General features: G+C 41.9%; 13 protein-coding genes. 11 read left to right on the top strand and 2 right to left on the bottom strand.

The window, feature by feature from the left end; all coding sequences use genetic code 11:
- Nucleotide 1 precedes the first annotated feature (1 nt).
- On the bottom strand, nt 2-940 hold the full coding sequence (locus NST45_RS23490) for a YafY family protein (RefSeq protein ID WP_036684860.1): 939 nt from the start codon (nt 938-940) through the stop codon (nt 2-4).
- A gap of 96 nt (nt 941-1,036) precedes the next feature.
- Between NST45_RS23490 and NST45_RS23485 the strand changes: the two genes are divergently transcribed.
- The 8 genes from NST45_RS23485 (at nt 1,037) to NST45_RS23450 (ending at nt 11,059) form a co-directional block, all read left to right on the top strand.
- A complete protein-coding gene (locus NST45_RS23485) occupies nt 1,037-1,486 on the top strand; it encodes a VOC family protein (RefSeq protein WP_036684862.1) in 450 nt (149 codons plus the stop codon).
- Nucleotides 1,487-1,727: 241 nt separating this feature from the next.
- Complete coding sequence (locus NST45_RS23480) at nt 1,728-3,425, top strand: hypothetical protein (RefSeq protein WP_339823980.1); 1,698 nt, start codon at nt 1,728-1,730, stop codon at nt 3,423-3,425.
- Between the two features lie 112 nt (nt 3,426-3,537).
- Nucleotides 3,538-5,418 carry a PAS domain S-box protein gene (locus NST45_RS23475; RefSeq protein WP_339823978.1) on the top strand — a complete coding sequence of 627 codons (1,881 nt, stop codon included), beginning with the start codon at nt 3,538-3,540 and terminating at the stop codon, nt 5,416-5,418.
- Nucleotides 5,419-5,651: 233 nt separating this feature from the next.
- Complete coding sequence (locus NST45_RS23470; RefSeq protein WP_036684865.1) at nt 5,652-5,996, top strand: YojF family protein; 345 nt, start codon at nt 5,652-5,654, stop codon at nt 5,994-5,996.
- 23 nt (nt 5,997-6,019) lie between these two features.
- Nucleotides 6,020-6,673 carry a bacillithiol biosynthesis deacetylase BshB2 gene (bshB2, locus tag NST45_RS23465; RefSeq protein ID WP_038574105.1) on the top strand — a complete coding sequence of 218 codons (654 nt, stop codon included), beginning with the start codon at nt 6,020-6,022 and terminating at the stop codon, nt 6,671-6,673.
- Nucleotides 6,674-6,876: 203 nt separating this feature from the next.
- On the top strand, nt 6,877-8,784 hold the full coding sequence (locus NST45_RS23460; RefSeq protein WP_036684867.1) for a flagellin: 1,908 nt from the start codon (nt 6,877-6,879) through the stop codon (nt 8,782-8,784).
- Between the two features lie 164 nt (nt 8,785-8,948).
- Nucleotides 8,949-10,322, top strand: a complete 1,374-nt coding sequence (locus tag NST45_RS23455) for a hypothetical protein (RefSeq protein ID WP_076142352.1) — start codon at nt 8,949-8,951, stop codon at nt 10,320-10,322.
- 80 nt (nt 10,323-10,402) lie between these two features.
- On the top strand, nt 10,403-11,059 hold the full coding sequence (locus NST45_RS23450) for a SprT family zinc-dependent metalloprotease (protein WP_038574107.1): 657 nt from the start codon (nt 10,403-10,405) through the stop codon (nt 11,057-11,059).
- Nucleotides 11,060-11,117: 58 nt separating this feature from the next.
- Here NST45_RS23450 and NST45_RS23445 read toward each other — a convergent pair whose 3' ends face one another.
- Complete coding sequence (locus NST45_RS23445) at nt 11,118-12,815, bottom strand: PucR family transcriptional regulator (protein ID WP_038568767.1); 1,698 nt, start codon at nt 12,813-12,815, stop codon at nt 11,118-11,120.
- A gap of 540 nt (nt 12,816-13,355) precedes the next feature.
- On the opposite strand from NST45_RS23445, the gene NST45_RS23440 reads away from it, so the two are divergent.
- From NST45_RS23440 to NST45_RS23430, 3 genes are read left to right on the top strand one after another with little or no spacing between them, the layout of a single operon-like run.
- Entirely contained in the window at nt 13,356-14,066 is a 711-nt protein-coding gene (locus tag NST45_RS23440) for a DUF2877 domain-containing protein (protein ID WP_081383599.1), read from the top strand.
- 3 nt (nt 14,067-14,069) lie between these two features.
- A complete protein-coding gene (gene fdrA, locus NST45_RS23435; RefSeq protein ID WP_036684874.1) occupies nt 14,070-15,614 on the top strand; it encodes an acyl-CoA synthetase FdrA in 1,545 nt (514 codons plus the stop codon).
- Nucleotide 15,615: 1 nt separating this feature from the next.
- Entirely contained in the window at nt 15,616-17,046 is a 1,431-nt protein-coding gene (locus NST45_RS23430; RefSeq protein WP_076142351.1) for a DUF1116 domain-containing protein, read from the top strand.
- The last annotated feature ends 65 nt before the right edge of the window (nt 17,047-17,111 follow it).

Raw genomic sequence — 17,111 nt, 5'->3', positions numbered from 1 at the left:
TTTATATTTTTTGATAGTGATTTACGAGTTGCTCTAACTTATCTTTGATTATTTGTTTTAAGGCTTCAGGTTTCACGGATGTAACAGCATGACCATATCGGATAAAATAATTAGCCAAGAAATCCTCTTCACCTGGATTGTAGAATCCCTTAATGACTGTTTTCGGACCAACCTCTATTTCCATAGAAGGATAATGTTCTTTATAAAAAATATCCTTTGCTTGTTCCGCAATCTCAACTTCAAAGTCAATACTTTTCGCAGACTGATAGATTTCTAATGAACGACTAAGAAGTTCTTCTATAGAATAACGAGCTTTGCTTTCCTCTTCTTCAATGAAGGTTATTCGATCACATCTAAAAACTCTATATGTATTCGTCGCAAGCTCTATTCCAGTGGCATACCATTGACCAAACTTAGCGGAAATCCTAAAGAATTGAACAGGGTAGCTTTTTGTTTGGTTTTCTTTTGTATATTCAATGTTACAGGCACTCTCATTTAGAATACTTGCTAGGATTTTATCTAAAAAACGGCTGACATGCTTATGCTGATACATTTCGAATTGCAGGACCTTTTTCATTTTGTGAATCTGGTTGATTTGTGTACTCGATAGACAGTGCTCGAACTTTTCGTTTAGCTTGTTAACACTTAGATGAAAGGGTGTGGATTGATAAGATTCTAACGTCAGCATGGCAAAATACAGCGCATAGACTTCATCTATCGTGAAAATAATAGGGGATAACAATCTGTTTTTTAGAATACCATAACGTCCGTGTCTTCCATGTTCCGCGAAAATAGGCATACCCAATTGTTCTAATGAAGTAACATCACGTAGCGCTGTGCTTTTTGAAATATTGTATTTCTCCATAAGGTTACTTAGATTAAAAAACTCTCGCCCGTTTAAGTATCTCATCATGTCATTTAATCGTTCTGATTTCTTCATATAAAAAGCTCCTTATTAAGGTGTCATGTTTTGATACCTTTATATATGATAATAAGTTTAAGATCACATATCAAATATACGAAGGAGATTTACACTATGAGTACAACACTAGAAGTAGCTATTTTCTTATCGATGAAGGGAAGAGCCAAGGAAGCTATAGAATTTTACAAAAAACATTTTAACGCAGAGGAATTGTTACGTGTCACCTATCAACAACTTGCAGAGCGTGACAGCTCCATACAGCTTACGGATGAAAATAAGGATTATATTACTCACTCTGTTCTGTTAATCGGAAAAACAAAAATAATGATAGCAGAAGATACAATGAATACGAATGAGAAATATACAGTGGGCAATAACACTTCATTATGTATTCAAAGTGCTGACTTAGAGGGGATTGAAGGTTTTTATAAAAGCTTAATCACAGACGAGCGCGTGAAAATTATTTCTCCGTTATCCAGCAATGTGTTTAGTAAAGCCTACGGTATCATTGAAGATCCCTTTGGTATTCAAATTCAACTTATGTTTGATGAAAGATTACATTAAAAAAGCTTCATGCTTCTAAAACAAACCAAGTTTAAGATCAGCCGACTAAATTTCAGGGGTATTGTCCTGAGTTTGGCCGGCTTTTTTCTTGAGAGACGGATTACCTGCAACCAAACGATAGAACGAAGATCGCGAGACTATGCAGATTGTGCTTTTTGACGTTCCTTTCTAAATTAAGGCGGCACAGCAAATTACCGATAAATATAATAGCTAATGAATATATCTAATGGAGGAAAGACGGATGAAGAGGATTTTCAGTATATTGCTGATGTTATTACTGGTTATACCAGCGCTCGGCACTACAACCTTTGCGGGCAATACGGTGAAGGCTAAGGCAACAGAGAGCAGTACATATTTTGATGGAGAACAGCGGAACCTGAATGGGTTCAACATATCGAATAACAATTATTTCAGACTACGCGATTTGGCAGAGTATTTCTCGGGAACGAGCAGCCAGTTTGATATCACTTGGAATAAAGCGAACAATGCGATTGAGATCATAACTGGACAAGCTTATACGCCCGAAAAGAAAACTACGAGCAACTATTATAGCCGCAATAAAAATTATGCAGCTACGCTTTCCAACTCTAAGGTGCTGGTCAATGGACAGTTGCAGTCTATTACGGCTTACAATATTGATGATAACAATTATTTTCAGTTGAGAGATTTGGCGGGTAAAATCCCGTTCGATATTGAATTTGACGTTCAGTCTGATCGCATATCGTTATTTTCCAAAATCCCAGATCATGCTTACCGGGTAAAGACGGCGGCTGTAGTTGAGAGTAACGGGGAATCTTCTTATTTTCCTAGATGGAAAAGTACGGCCTCTTCTTATCTTGTGAATAATAAGGATGGGACTGTAAGTGTCATTGAGGCGAACAAAGAGTTTACGATTGAAACGTACAATGAGAAGTACGAACTAACAGGCAATAAGAGCATTCCTTTTGAGCTTCCGGTGTTTGGTGGCTTCTTTAGTGGGGAGAAGTATAACTATATTGCTTTTGGCCAAGAGAACCGCGAAGAGAATGATAGTAAAGAAGTCATTCGTATTGTCCGTTATGATAAAAGCTTCAATAGAGTAGACAGTGTCTCCGTAAAAGGTGGGGAGAGCTATACCGTTAGCCCGTTTGATTCAGGCTCCGGTAGTATGGCTGAGGCTGGAGATACGCTTGTATTTCATACCTCACGTACAAGATACACGACAGAAGATAAATTAAATCATCAATCCCAGCTTACTATTATCGTAAATACTAAATCCATGACTGTGACCAATGATCTGGGAAGATTCCAGAAGAATCATGTCAGTCACTCTTTTGACCAATATGTATTGTTTGATGGTGCAGCGCATGTTCTAGTCGATCATGGAGACGCTTATCCCCGTTCGATTGTTCTGAATAAAGGAGACGGAGCCAGTTATAACGAAGTAGACTTATTTAATATTCCCGGCAAAATCGGAGCTAACGCGACGGGTGTTTCTATAGGCGGATTTGAGCTGTCCTCGGCGAACTATATAGTCGCTATGAATTCGGTAGATCATTCACTAGTCAAAGAGTATACATCTTATGAGATGGTGGGTTTAGAAACGGACCAAAGGGATGTCATGCTTAGTGTGTTGCCCAAGTCCAACCTGAGCAGTACTTCGGTGAATCACATCACCTTGGCTAAATATGTAGGCACGAACCTGATCGCGTCCATCCCTAAACTAGTAAAAATCACAGACGACAAAATGATGGTGCTGTGGCAGGAGTTTGATAAAGAGAATCATCCGGGTGATCTGAAATATGTTCTTATAGATGGAGCGGGAAAAGCTACTAGCGACATCCAAACGATCAAGCATTTTGCCTTATCAGAGTGCAGTCCTATTATTAGTGGGGACAAAATCATTTGGTATACGAACAATAAGGGGTCCAGAGTGTTCTATTCGATCCCGTTAAATTAACGGATTCAATTAACAACAAAGTGGGTAAATTAGACTATAAGCTATAAATAGGACCTTCTAATTAGAAGGTCTATTTTTTCACGCAAAAATCACATCATCCATGGAGGTCGCTATGCATCGCGTAAATCTAAACCAGGAACAGTTCAACCAACAGGTGATTAATCACGCCTCCTTTGGGATCGCCCTTTTAGCGCCAAATGGTTTGATTCTGACCGTAAACCCAGCCTTTGAACAGACTTTTGGTTATTCCACTGAAGAGTTTGAGGGGATGCGGTTAGAAGACCTTTCTCACCCCGAAGATTTCGGCAACCTTCATGATTTAAAAGCACTCTTGGGTGAGGAAACAGAAGTGCAGATGGAAAAGCAGTTTATCACAAAAAATGGAGATTATATTTGGGGACAGCTTACTCTCCACTTATTCAGCGACGAGTCGAACCAGCCAGCATATTTCATTTGCCAAATCGTTAACATTACAAAGCAAAAGGAATCCGAGCAACGCCTTCAGGAGTCTGTTGAACGGTATACGTCGCTTAAAAAATACAACCATGACGCCGTCATTTCCTTTGACCTTGACGGTCGAATCATTAACACTAATAGTATGGCTGAAAAGATAACGGGCTACGCCATCGAGTCCGAGTTGATCGGGATGAAGCTTGCGAGTCTGATTGGAGAAGAGAATGTCCAGCGCATTCTGGAAAGAGCCCTTTACGATAATACGGTTGAGCAGTATATCAATAAGCTTGTCACTAAGGAAAGCGAAGTAGTTGAAGTGCTCACCAGTATTGCACCCATTTATGTGAACAATCATAATATCGGATTTTACCTTATATGCAAGGACATTTCCGAGCAAAGGCAATTGTCGCTAGCTAAGGAAGCCGCAGAGTCCACGAATAGAGCTAAAAGTGAGTTCCTGGCTATGATGAGTCATGAAATTCGCACTCCCATGAACGGGGTGATCGGCATGACTGATATTTTGCTTGAAACAGAGCTTAATGAAGAACAACGTGAATATGTAGAAATCATTCGCAAAAGCGGAGGAATCCTGCTCAATATAATCAATGATATCCTTGATCTTTCAAAAATTGAGGCAGGCCGTAGCGAGCTGCAAGAGGATACATTCGATCTGCGGACTTGCCTCAAGGACAGCTTTTCTGTTATCGCAATAAAAGCTGAACAAAAAAATCTGGAGCTCACCAGCATCATAAATCATGATGTTCCTGACTTTATTTACGGTGACGAGGAACGCTTGAAGCAGGTGTTCTTGAACCTGCTAGGGAATGCTGTGAAATTCACACCCGCGGGCAGCATATCGGTAAAAGTGAGGCTTGTAAAGGAAGATCCCTTCCTGCTGGCCTTTACGGTAACCGATACTGGCATTGGAATTGATCCTGATCGACTTACTGATATTTTTGAACCGTTTGAGCAGGTGGATAGCTTTATGATGCGGAGACACGAAGGCACGGGTCTTGGCCTTGCCATCAGCCGCAGAATTGTCGAAATGATGGGTGGTGAGATCTATGCGGAGAGTGACGGCAAGAGCGGTACGTCGGTTACCTTCACAATCAGGCCCAAGAAATCAGTGGTAATTCCTAGCCAAGAGGCTAACATTAACAAGCTTCATACCGCACGTGAGGCAAGAATTTTACTTGCTGAAGACAACTCTATCAATGCGCTAGTGCTGACCAAAATACTCGAAAAAATGGGTCACAGCGTTATCGCCGTCACAAATGGCATAGATGCGGTTGAAGCAGCACGGAAAGAACCCTTTGATCTTATTTTATTGGATCTTCACATGCCCATTATGAACGGTATAGAGGCTATGAAGATGTTAAGAGATGAGCATCAAGAGAAATGTCCGCCGATCATCGCGGTCACGGCTAATGCTTTGAAGGGTGATCGTGAAAATTGTCTAGCTGCCGGGATGGACGAGTATATCAGCAAGCCTGTAAAACGTGAAGTCATCATAAAGATGTTAGATCAGTTTGTGATCTAATATAAACTGCATAACCTCTTAGTGATATTATCCCCTTCAGGTGAACAGTAAAAAGCCAGTCCATTACTGTTACACTTGGAGGGGATCGCTCTATCCATTGAATTACATAGCATTGCACGTTATACTTTGAAAAGAAATACGGACCCGCTTATCATATAACAGATCCGTCCTTCTATAAGGTATGGATCTTATTTTTTGTATGTATATATTCAGTCAGAGACGGAGGCGCAACATTGCAGCTAATCAATCAATCGGAAGTACAAGATAGGATCGACCTGCTTAAAGATCAGGATCTATATATCCATCTTGAGATGACAACGGGAGCCTACGCTGCCCATTTAGATAGTTCGAAGCATCCAGCCGCTACTTTTATTACCAATGCTATTATTCGATATTCCCATGGTTCGATTTCCGGCAACGGTCCTTATCGGGTCGGCTTAAAAATGTCGCAGGGCTGGGTTTACTCAGAAGGGCTAACTCACTATGAAGAGAGTGAGACAGGCAGATTGATTATGGCTGGACATGATGCTCAAGGCAAACTGATCGTATCGTTACAATTAAGCCGAGAGCCGTTCTAATGGAAGAGGAGATGAAGAGTTCTGTGGAAAAACATATTCTTGTTATTTTGCCACATCCGGATGATGAGGCCTTCGGTATATCAGGGACCCTTGCCAAACATATACAAAATGGGACCCAAGTTACCTACGCATGCCTAACGCTTGGAGAAATGGGCCGAAATATGGGCATCCCGCCCTTTGCGAATCGGGTAACCCTCCCGGAAATACGTAAGAAGGAGCTGGAGGAATCCTGCGAGGCTATTGGCATACAGGATTTAAGAATGCTTGGTTTTCACGACAAGACGATAGAATTCGAAGATCAAGTCTTGCTCGATGGGCAGATTGATGCGCTCTTGAAAGAGCTTAAACCTTCGCTGATCATCACTTTCTATCCAGGGTACAGCGTTCATCCTGATCACGATGCTACTGGAGCTGCAGTGATCCGAACCGTTGCAAGATTGCCGAAGGAAGAAAGACCTCCTGTTCACTGTATAGCTTTTGCTAATAATATTGTAGAGATTGGGGAGCCAAAGGTTATCAATGATGTGAGAGATTTCCTCAAGCACAAGATGGCGTCCATTCAGGCGCATCGTTCCCAATTCCAAGCTGCTGAGCTGTTGGGCAGCAAACCTTTAAATGATAAAGAGATCCAAGCTCGGTTTGGAACAGAGCATTTCTGGATTTATCCGTTTGAATGATAATGATCTAGTCAGAATTTTAGCGGTGATCTGTTGTCGGTGCTTAACCGGTGATAGATCGCCGTTTTAGTATGTGAATATTCAACTTTTCAGCGGGGGACGGTGGGAATTTAAGGCGAGGCCTTAAGACACGGGTAATTTGACCTAAAAAATTACTAAGGACTATCCGATATAGAAGATACTAACAATTGAAAGGTGATTAAATGCGAATCGGTCACAACATCACGTCTTTAAATAGTTTGAACAGATTAAATAAAAATAATAAATCTATTACAAGTTCACAAGAGAGGTTATCTTCTGGACTTCGGATAAATATAGCGGCAGATGATGCTGCAGGATTAGCAATTTCTGAGAAAATGAGAGCACAGATTCGTGGATTATCTCAGGCAGCAAGGAATACACAGGATGGTATTTCACTAATTCAGACTGCTGAGGGTGGACTTGGAACTATACAAGATCCTAATCTGCTAAGACTTCGGGAGCTTGCAATACAGGCTTCAAATGATACCTTAACAAATTTTGATCGAACATTGATTCAAAAAGAAGTTGAGCAGATAAAGCTTGGGATAAATGATATTGCTAATAACACTCAATTTAATGGAATTCATTTATTGAATAATGACCTCGAAGTAAACACGAATATTACCCCAGTACAGGGCAATATAAGTACGAACTGGACAGCTAACATACCTGCCAGAGATTTATCTAAGACTTCAGATGGAGGTTACGTCGGAATAAGAATTCCCGGTAATAATCCCTTCAAATTAGATAGTATGGGTAATCTGGTTTGGTCACAAGCAATTCCTAATATGGATGTGTATAGTATTAAGGAATCTAGTGATGGTGGTTATATTTTATTAGGAAATGATTTCTCAGCAGGGGCAATTTCCGATCAAAGGATAAATATAATTAAATGGGATGGGAATTTGAATGAGCAGTGGAGTACAGGGGTATCTGGCGTCTACTCCATTATGGGGAATGAAGTAATTGAGACTAGTGACGGTTCCTTTATTGTGGCAGGGACGGGTTCCGGTATTCAAAATTGGGATGGCCTTATGGCTAAATTTAATAGCAGTGGTGTGCAACAATCCACCTCGATAGTGGGTTCTTCACAATCCAATCCTGTTGGCTATGGAAGCGAAGAATTTAATTCTATTATTGAAACTGCTGACGGCGGTTATTTGGCTATTGGTTCATCAAGTCTCAAACTAAACAGTTCTTATACCGATAAGTCAAGCTGGGTTGTGAAATATGATAGTAACTTAAATCCGTTATGGGACACACGAGTCGGTGCTGCTGGGGATGATGAAGGTTACCGCGCCATCGCAACCAGTGATGGAGGGGCCATAATTGTTGGTTCTTATAACGACTCTACTAAAACTAGTGGATTAATCTATAAACTAGACAGTAGTGGAAACGTATTATGGGAGAAGAATATCTCAAATGAAACTTCCAACTCCAGTCAACTTACTAGCATTACAGAAATGAAAGATGGGAATTACATCGTTGGAGGAATAGTAGATAATAATTATCGTCTTTCCATTTTTGATTCACAGGGAAATGAATTGGCTAATGTTAATCTAAATGGTGGGGGCTCTACGGATCGATTAAATAACATTATTAGTAATGATGACGGAAGTTACACTTTTTCAACTACAACTGGAATAACCAATTTCAATGTATCTTACGGATCAAACCCTGGTACCACATATGATTACAAAACAGTAAACCTTCAGGTGGGAGCAAACTCTGGGGATAACTTCGCTGTTAAATTAACAGATGCTAGAACTACTGCTCTGGGAATTGCGGATATAGATCTTTCAACTAGACAAGGTGCCGAATTAGCGATTTCGAAAATAGACAAGGCTATAAATACCGTTTCATCTAAGCGTTCAATGTACGGCGCGTATCAAAATGCATTAGAACATATCCATAATAACCTAACCAATTACGAAGTAAACTTAACAGCAGCTGAATCACGAATAAGAGATGTGGATATGGCAAAGGAAATGATGAAGCTTACCAAATTCAATGTCCTATCTCAAGCATCACAAGCCATGTTGGCTCAAGCTAATCAACAGCCTCAAGGCGTGTTAGAGTTGTTAAAATAGGGCTATACATACAGTCTATGCATTTCAGTGCATAGACTTTTTTAGAATCTATGATGATCTAAGAAATGATTTACAAAAAAATTTCCAGAGACTATTATATTTCTATGCGTAATATTTTCCTTTTTTAACTAGATTATTGTAAGAATTTATCTCTGGAGGTTCAAATGAAAAAGCACGACAAAATCATTTCCTTCATCTTCATGTTCATTATGATGGTGACGGCTATTTTCTGGGTAAACTCGACCACTAGTTGGACTATGATGGGTACCCTTGCTTCCGTGGCCTGTTTCGTACTTTTTATATTATTGGGACTCCGTACTATACCTGTTTTGACAGATTTTGTTATGACAAATCCAGCGCCTGAAGTAACTTTGGAGAATAAAACACGGGACAGAAAGCAGGCTTGGCTATATATTATCGGCTGGGTAGTGGCTAGTAGGGTCTTGCTTATGATTATCGGGTATATATTTTTGATCATACAGAATGGCTATTCCGGTGGTTTGTTTAACAAGATAGCTGAGACCTGGCATATATCGGGGATCGACGCTTCACATTATTTGGGCATCGCGGAGAATTGGTATGTGACGGAGGGAGATCCGAAATACCATATTGTTTTTTTTCCTTTTTTTCCAAATCTAATTAAAGTAGTTCAGGTATTCGTAGGGAATTATCTCGTCGCTGGATTTATCGTTTCTAATATTTGCTCGCTTGTTGCTGCCTTGGTCGCCTATGAGCTTGCCTCACTAGACATGCATCGAAAGAGTGCTATGCGAGTAGTGAAGTATATTTTTATATTTCCGGCTGCGTTCTTTTTCTTCATCCCTATGACCGAATCTCTATTTCTGGCCTTATCGCTGTTGTGTTTATATTTTGTGAGAAAAAAAGAATGGCTCATCGGATGTTTATGCGGTGCACTCGCAGCGTATACGCGTTCTCCAGGGGTGCTGTTGATTGTACCGGTTGCGATTGAATTTGCACGGGAACTTATAGGGAATTATAAATTACTAGATAAAAAAGCGTTTATACATAAGCTGACCACCGCCATTGGTTGTCTTGCTATCATTTCGATGGGTTTGCTGGCTTATCTTTACATCAACTACTATGTTACGGGAAATGCTTTTCAGTTCAGTATTTACCAGAGGGAGCATTGGTCACAGAAGTTCTATCTCTTTTTCGATACCGTAAGATATCAGATGGAATATGCGGTGGGCACCTTTAAAAGTGGAGATAGCCGTTCTTTTCTCGGCATGTGGCTGCCCAATTTAATCGCTATATTCTCAGCACTAATTATCATGTTTATGGGAGCAAGAAAACTACGGCCATCCTATACTGCTTATTTTATCGTGTATTTTGCTTTCGTCGTGGGAGCTACCTGGCTGCTGTCAGCCCCGCGTTATTTGCTTGTTGCCTTTCCGCTAGCTTTTGCAGCCGTTGCGCTTACTAATGAAAAGCCGAAGGATGTTGCACTTACTGTTATATCTGTTGTGGGTAGTATACTTTACTTGGCAATGTTTGTAGCGGGATATCCGGTGTATTGAGGAATCGTGTTAAAATAGGAGAACGCCTAGGTGCGTTCTTCTTTTTTATTGCGAATAATCTTATAGAAACGATGGTGGGTATGAAGATTGATTACGACAATCAGGTGATCGAGTTTAATGTTCAATATGGAAACGGGAAAAAAATCTCCATTCATATAGATTCGTCAGGGCGCATAACACTCAAGGTACCTAAGAAAACATCTGAAGAGACGATTAAAAGTGTGGTTGAGCGTAATGGCAAAATGATTGTGGAGAAGCTGCAAAGTCTCGAAGCGGCTCGTGAAACGCCAAAGATGATCAGAGCGTACGAAGATGAAGGAAAGTTCCTGTATCTAGGCAAATATTATTCTCTGCATGAGCTTATAGAGACAGCGGAGCTAAGTGAAGAACAACTTCAGTTAAAGCTGAAAAAGTTCTATTTCTCTAGCTGCAAGAAGCTTATAGGAGAGCGGATCACTAGGTACCAGACGCAGCTTAGAGTAAAACCTAAGAGTATCGAAATTGTAGAGTCCAGGACCAAATGGGGAAGCTGCAGCTCCGATAAAAAGCTAACCTTTAACTATCGTCTGGCCATGGCTCCCGTGGAGGTTATCGATTATGTGATCATCCATGAGTTATGTCATTTGCTGCATATGAACCATGATCGCTCCTTTTGGCGACGGGTTGGAAGCCTAATGCCGGATTATAAGGAGAAGGAAGAATATTTAGCAAGATATGGACGGGCTATGACGTTATGAAAAAAAGGGTATTCCAGTGCAACTAGAGTAATGGTTGCTGGGAATACCCTTCGTTATTTTAACCCCTTTGCAGCAATCGATAGAGGTTAAGTGCCAGTTGAATCTCGAATAACTCATCAGAGTTTTTCAGATCTATATTTAGCAAATCTTTGATTTTATCAATCCGGTAAATAAAGGTGTTGCGGTGAATAAACATCGCTTTGGCGGCTTCGGTTACATTCTGATTGTACATAAAATAATACTCCAAGGTAGACATGAATCTCGTGTTCATCGTCTGGTCATGTTCATGAATGCCTCCCAGAACTTTGTTAAAGAATGTCTCCATTTCCGTAGGCTTAATGTTGGAATCCAGAAAATGATAGACAGAATAATCCTCGAAGTGAGCAATGCTCCGGCTGTCTTTATTAAACCGCTGCATGAGCCGCATAGCTTCCTGGGCCTCGAAGAAGCTTCGATGGAGCGAAGCAAGTGTCTTATACTGACTGCCAATGCCGATGAGAAAATGATTTTTAGTCATTTCCTGAGCCAGCAACTGCAGCACCTCTTGAGCAAAGGCTTTCGTATCGCTTACGGAAATTGGCGGTTTATTTTCATTTTTGCCGATCAAGATGATGATTTGCTGATTGCGATAGTAACAGATTAGCTCTCCACCTGCATTACTGGACAAGCCATAGATCAAATTGACACATTTTTTGACCATATGCTCCATTTCATATTTTCTATAAACCATGTCCGTGTAGTTTTCCAGCTGTGTAGCTTCAACATGGATAACTGTACAGTAATACGCATAGTTAACTTTAAGCCCATGCATAGCAGATAGGGAATGCAGTGTTTCTGTTGAAGTAATATTGCCAGCTAATAAGTCGTCGAAGAAGTCCTGCCTAATTTTATGCTTTACCTCTTCGATTTCCTTGGCTTTGATCCGGTCCAGTGCAAGCATCGTGGATACATGCTCTAACGCGGTGTAGTCAAATTCAACCAGCTTGCGTACCGTTTGCAGAACGACGATATACGCGTAAGCATTACTGGATACAGAAACCGGCATAATGCAGCACTTGTACGGCTGTCCCTGAGAATAGTAGGTGCGTTTGATGGATTTTTTGATTTCAGTAATATACTTTGGGAAAGCTACCGTGAACTCTGTTGGAAAAACAGGCCTGTTCTTCACCAGTGGCAGGAATTCCTGAAGTGGAGATGGGTTGTCCTTATGATCTGTATAGCAGAGTAGGTTCCAGTCTCTATCTAATATAAGAACAGGGTTATGGATCGTGTCGGACAATTCCGCCGATATTTGCTCAATACCGCCGCCTTCGAGCGCGATTTTGAACAGCGCATTATGAAGGTCGAGCGAACGTCGGTTCACTGCATCGTAATCCGCGTTGGTCTTTTCGTTAATGATCGCAATGACTCTGGACAAGGTGTATTCAAAAGGGAGCTCCAGTAGCGGAAGTCCATGCTTATCAGCAAGCTCGATCATGTTCTGCGGGATAGCATCGAAATATCGCTTCATTTTGATGCAGAGTCCTGCACAGTTATTCTCCACCAGCTCATGAATGAATTTGTTCTGTAGCTCCGTGCTGTCTTTGAAGATATATCCGGTGGATAAAAGCAGCTCGTTCGAGGTCAGCCAGTCAAATACGTCCGGATTCTCGATGATATTAACTACGGAGATTTGATTGTTTAGGCCAGAATGCCCCGCAACGATCTTTATGCCTTCGATGGATTTGATTTGTAAGATATCTTTTATCGTTAGCATCAATTCACACCTCTCATCATCACCCATTGTGCAATGTGCATAGTGATTACTTGTTGTTTTTAGTGTTCTTGTATGATGACCCCCAGTGTACGGAGGACTACAATAAGGGTGTCAGGTAACGTTTAACCGTTAAACTGTGATATATTTCACAAAAATATCCTTTTTCACACAGAAAGCAGCTCAATCTTCATCATTCTTGGAATTTTATGAACTGAGTGTAACATCTTCTATCATTCATCATCAACCGTTACGGTTTTTTATGAGAACGCTTTCTATATAGGATAACCTGACAATAAGTGACCAAACCATTATCTACTTCCTTCTCAAGGGGGCGATCAAACGGAGTATTCTCAGAGCAAGTGTACCTCTTATTTAAAAGCTGGGATATCCAGTGATAGCGCGTTCTTTCATCGGATTCGAGAATCAAGATTTTTCGGAAATATACACAGCATATTTGAGCGGACGATAAATGTAAGGTGCAAGGCAACTGATGAATTATATACCATTGCGAGCAGTAGGGTAGATAATGCGCCTAATACTTTGATTACAGAGGTTAGTAGTTTTTCGGTTCTTGGACTGGTTGTGGGAGAAGAAGTTTTTGCGGAGAATGATCAATTATATATTGGCACTAAGCTTTCAATATCGATCAAGGAACTGACAGTTTGGCAGAGCTCTCTATCTATTTTTCCAAAAGAAGTAAAGACGCTAAGAGATAATTTGGCTGTGGCAAAAGCTTATATCAATAGCTATGGAAAACCAGGCGGTATGAAGCAGTTTGCGGGTTCTAGCTGCTTTGAGAGAGAAACGATGCGGCTGCTGGAAGAGCGATCTTCAGGTCTTCTAAATGCTTTGGCGAATGACAGCATGGGAGATGCTGCTCATTATGCAATTCGACTAATGGGATTAGGCCCAGGTCTGACTCCGTCGGGAGATGATTTTTTAGTTGGATTGTTTGCTGTGATCCATCTGCCTCAGAGTCCTATTAATAAATATCAGCCGTGGTGCAGGGAAGTCGTGAACGAAGCAGCTGAATTAACGAATGAAATAAGCTATATGGCTCTGAAAAAAGCGGCTTGGGGTCAGGTGAGAGAGTCAATGGGTCAGATGCTGCATTCGCTCATGTATGAGAGTAAGGAAAATATGCTTCTTGGCTTATCGGCAGTGCTGGATATAGGTTCTTCTTCCGGAACAGATATTGCCTTGGGGATCATTAGCGGTTTGGATCTTAATCTAGAACAACGTTGGAGGTAAGATATGTCGACTAAAATAGTAATTAAAAGAAACACATACTTTGATTCCGTCTCGCTCATGTCGTTGTCGACCAAAGCGAATCAAATAGAGGGTGTCGAACAAGCTTTTATCGCAATGGCTACTCAAATGAATAAAGAGGTATTAGCGAATGTAGGGCTGATAACCCCTGAGCTAGAGGAAGCTAAGAATAGTGACCTGATGATCGTAATCAAAGCAGCATCCCCTGAGCTGGCTGAAGTTGCCTTTGGAGCAATCGAAGAGCTGTTTATTAAAAAAGACAGTGCAGTTGGCGGTACAGAGCTTAAATATCCAACAATTGAGTCGGCAGTGAAGAATAGGACAGCAGCTAATCTTGCAGTGATTTCAGTCAACGGAGCGTTTGCAGCCAGAGAAGCAAGAAAAGCGCTGGAGAATAATCTCCATGTCATGATGTTCAGTGACAACGTAAGCGTAGAAGACGAAATTGAATTAAAAAAAATAGCACATGAGCGTGGATTACTGATGATGGGGCCGGATTGCGGAACCGCGATCATTGGAAATATGGCCTTATGTTTTGCCAATAAAGTTCGTAAAGGCAATATCGGCATCGTGGGTGCATCCGGCACAGGAAGTCAGGAAATCAGCGTGCGGATTCACGATTTTGGCGGAGGCATCTCACAGTTGATTGGCACAGGCGGCAGAGACCTAAGTGAACGTGTCGGCGGAGTAATGATGCTTGATGCTATGAAAGCGCTTAACGAAGACGAAGCCACTAAGATCATTGTGTTGATTTCCAAGCCACCAGCCAAAAGTGTGGAACAAAAAGTGCTGAATGAAATCAAAAATATGCATAAGCCTGTCGTAGTCTGCTTTATCGGAGGAACGGAGGAAGCTGTTCTGGAGGCAGGTGGACATTTTGCCAAAACAACCAAAGAGGCCGCGCTGAAGGCGGTAATTCTATCCGGCATTGATGAGAGTCAAATTGATAAGCATCCGCTAAACCTTCCGCTGATTGAAGAGATTAAGGTCAAGCTGAAGCCAGAACAGAAGTATATTCGTGGGCTATTCTGCGGCGGTACTTTATGTGATGAAGCAATGTATCTAGCGATGGAGAAATACGACGATGTCTATAGCAACATTCCAAAAGATCCGGAATATCAGCTGGGTGATATCCATATCAGCCAAGCACATACGTTTATTGACTTTGGGGATGATGGGTTCACTAACGGCAAACCACATCCGATGATTGATCCTTCTTCACGGATTGCCAGATTCAAGCAGGAAGCGAAGGACCCGGCGGTGGGCGTGATCATTATGGATTTTGTATTAGGCTATGGATCGCATGAGGATCCAGTAGGTGTTATGGTGCCTGCAATTATTGAGGCTAAGCAAGCAGCGGAACAAGAAGGCAGACATTTGGAGATTATCGGCTATGTCCTTGGAACCGATCTGGATACACCTTCGGTCCAAGAACAGCTTGATAAGCTGGTATCCGTGGGTGTTACCTATGCAAGCAGTAATACGAATGCAGGACTTCTTGCCAGAGGTTTTGTAGAGAAGGGAGTATAACATGAGCAGAATCAATGAGTTATTTAAGAGTGAACTTCACGTTATCAATGTCGGCCTAGAAATGTTCAAGGATGATATCCTGAAGCAAAAAGGCAACGTAACCCATCTGGAATGGAAGCCACCTGGTGGAGGTAAGCCCGAATTAATTGCCGCACTGGATGCGTTAGAGCAAGAGGAAATTGCTGCAAAGATTGAGGCTGCCAACAAGCTGGCTGTAGAGCGAATCGTGAATTCACAACCGGTATTGGTTGGTTTTGACCAAGCGATCAACGTCGTACCAGGGATGACTAAGACTACGATATTACATGCAGGGCCTCCGATTACTTGGGATAAGATGAGTGGTCCCATGAAAGGTGCAGTTACCGGCGCTTTGGTCTTTGAGGGCTTGGCGAAGGATCTCGATGAAGCTGCCGAACTAGCGGCATCAGGTGAGATTACGTTCTCCCCTTGTCACGAGCATAATTGTGTGGGTTCCATGGCAGGGGTAACCTCAGCCTCTATGTTTATGCACATTGTAGAGAATAAAACGTATGGCAACATCGCTTATACGAACCTTAGTGAGCAACTGTCGAAAATCTTGCGGATGGGTGCAAACGATGAAACGGTCGTTGCCCGTTTGATCTGGATGAGAGATGTGCTTGGACCGATGCTGCGTGAGGCGATGAAGTTCTCTGAGAACGGCATTGATCTGCGGCTCATGTTATCACAGGCGCTCCATATGGGAGATGAATGCCATAACCGCAACAACGCTGGAACAACTCTTTTGATTCAGGCATTAACGCCGCTTATCCTGAGAACAGATTTTACTAATGAGCAGAAAATCGAAGTGTTCGACTTTGTGGCAATGAGTGATTATTTCTCCGGACCAACTTGGATGGCTCTTTGTAAATGTGCACTTGATGCTGCCCATGGCATCGAGCATAGCACCATCGTAACAACGATGGCCCGCAATGGCGTGGAATTTGGTATTCGTGTCAGTGGAATGCAAGGCAATACCTGGTTTACCGGTCCTGCGCAAAAGGTTGTCGGACCGATGTTTGCAGGGTATAAGCCGGAAGACTCGGGACTCGATATCGGAGACAGTGCGATTACCGAAACGTATGGTATAGGTGGCTTCGCCATGGCAACCGCGCCGGCGATTGTAGCATTAGTTGGGGGAACCGTAGATGATGCCATGAACTATTCTGTGAAAATGAAGGAAATCACTACGACGGAGAATCCAAATGTGACGATTCCTTTGTTGAACTTCCGCGGAATTCCTACTGGAATCGATATTCGTAAAGTGGGTCAAACCAGCATTATGCCAGTGATCAACACGGCTATTGCCCATAAGGATCCAGGCATCGGAATGATTGGAGCCGGAATCACTCATCCTCCAATCGAGTGTTTCGAGCAAGCCATTCTCGCTTTTAGTCAGAGCATGCATTCATAGAACCACCCGCCCTTCAGGCCTATTCAAGGGTCTGAGGGCTTCATAAGCCATTGGTATGTAAGCGC

It is taken from the genome of Paenibacillus sp. FSL R7-0163 (assembly GCF_037969975.1).
Classification (GTDB): Bacteria; Bacillota; Bacilli; order Paenibacillales; family Paenibacillaceae; genus Paenibacillus_AQ; species Paenibacillus_AQ odorifer.
Note: the sequence above shows the minus strand (reverse complement) of the source record. Positions and strands in the feature narration are given on the sequence as shown.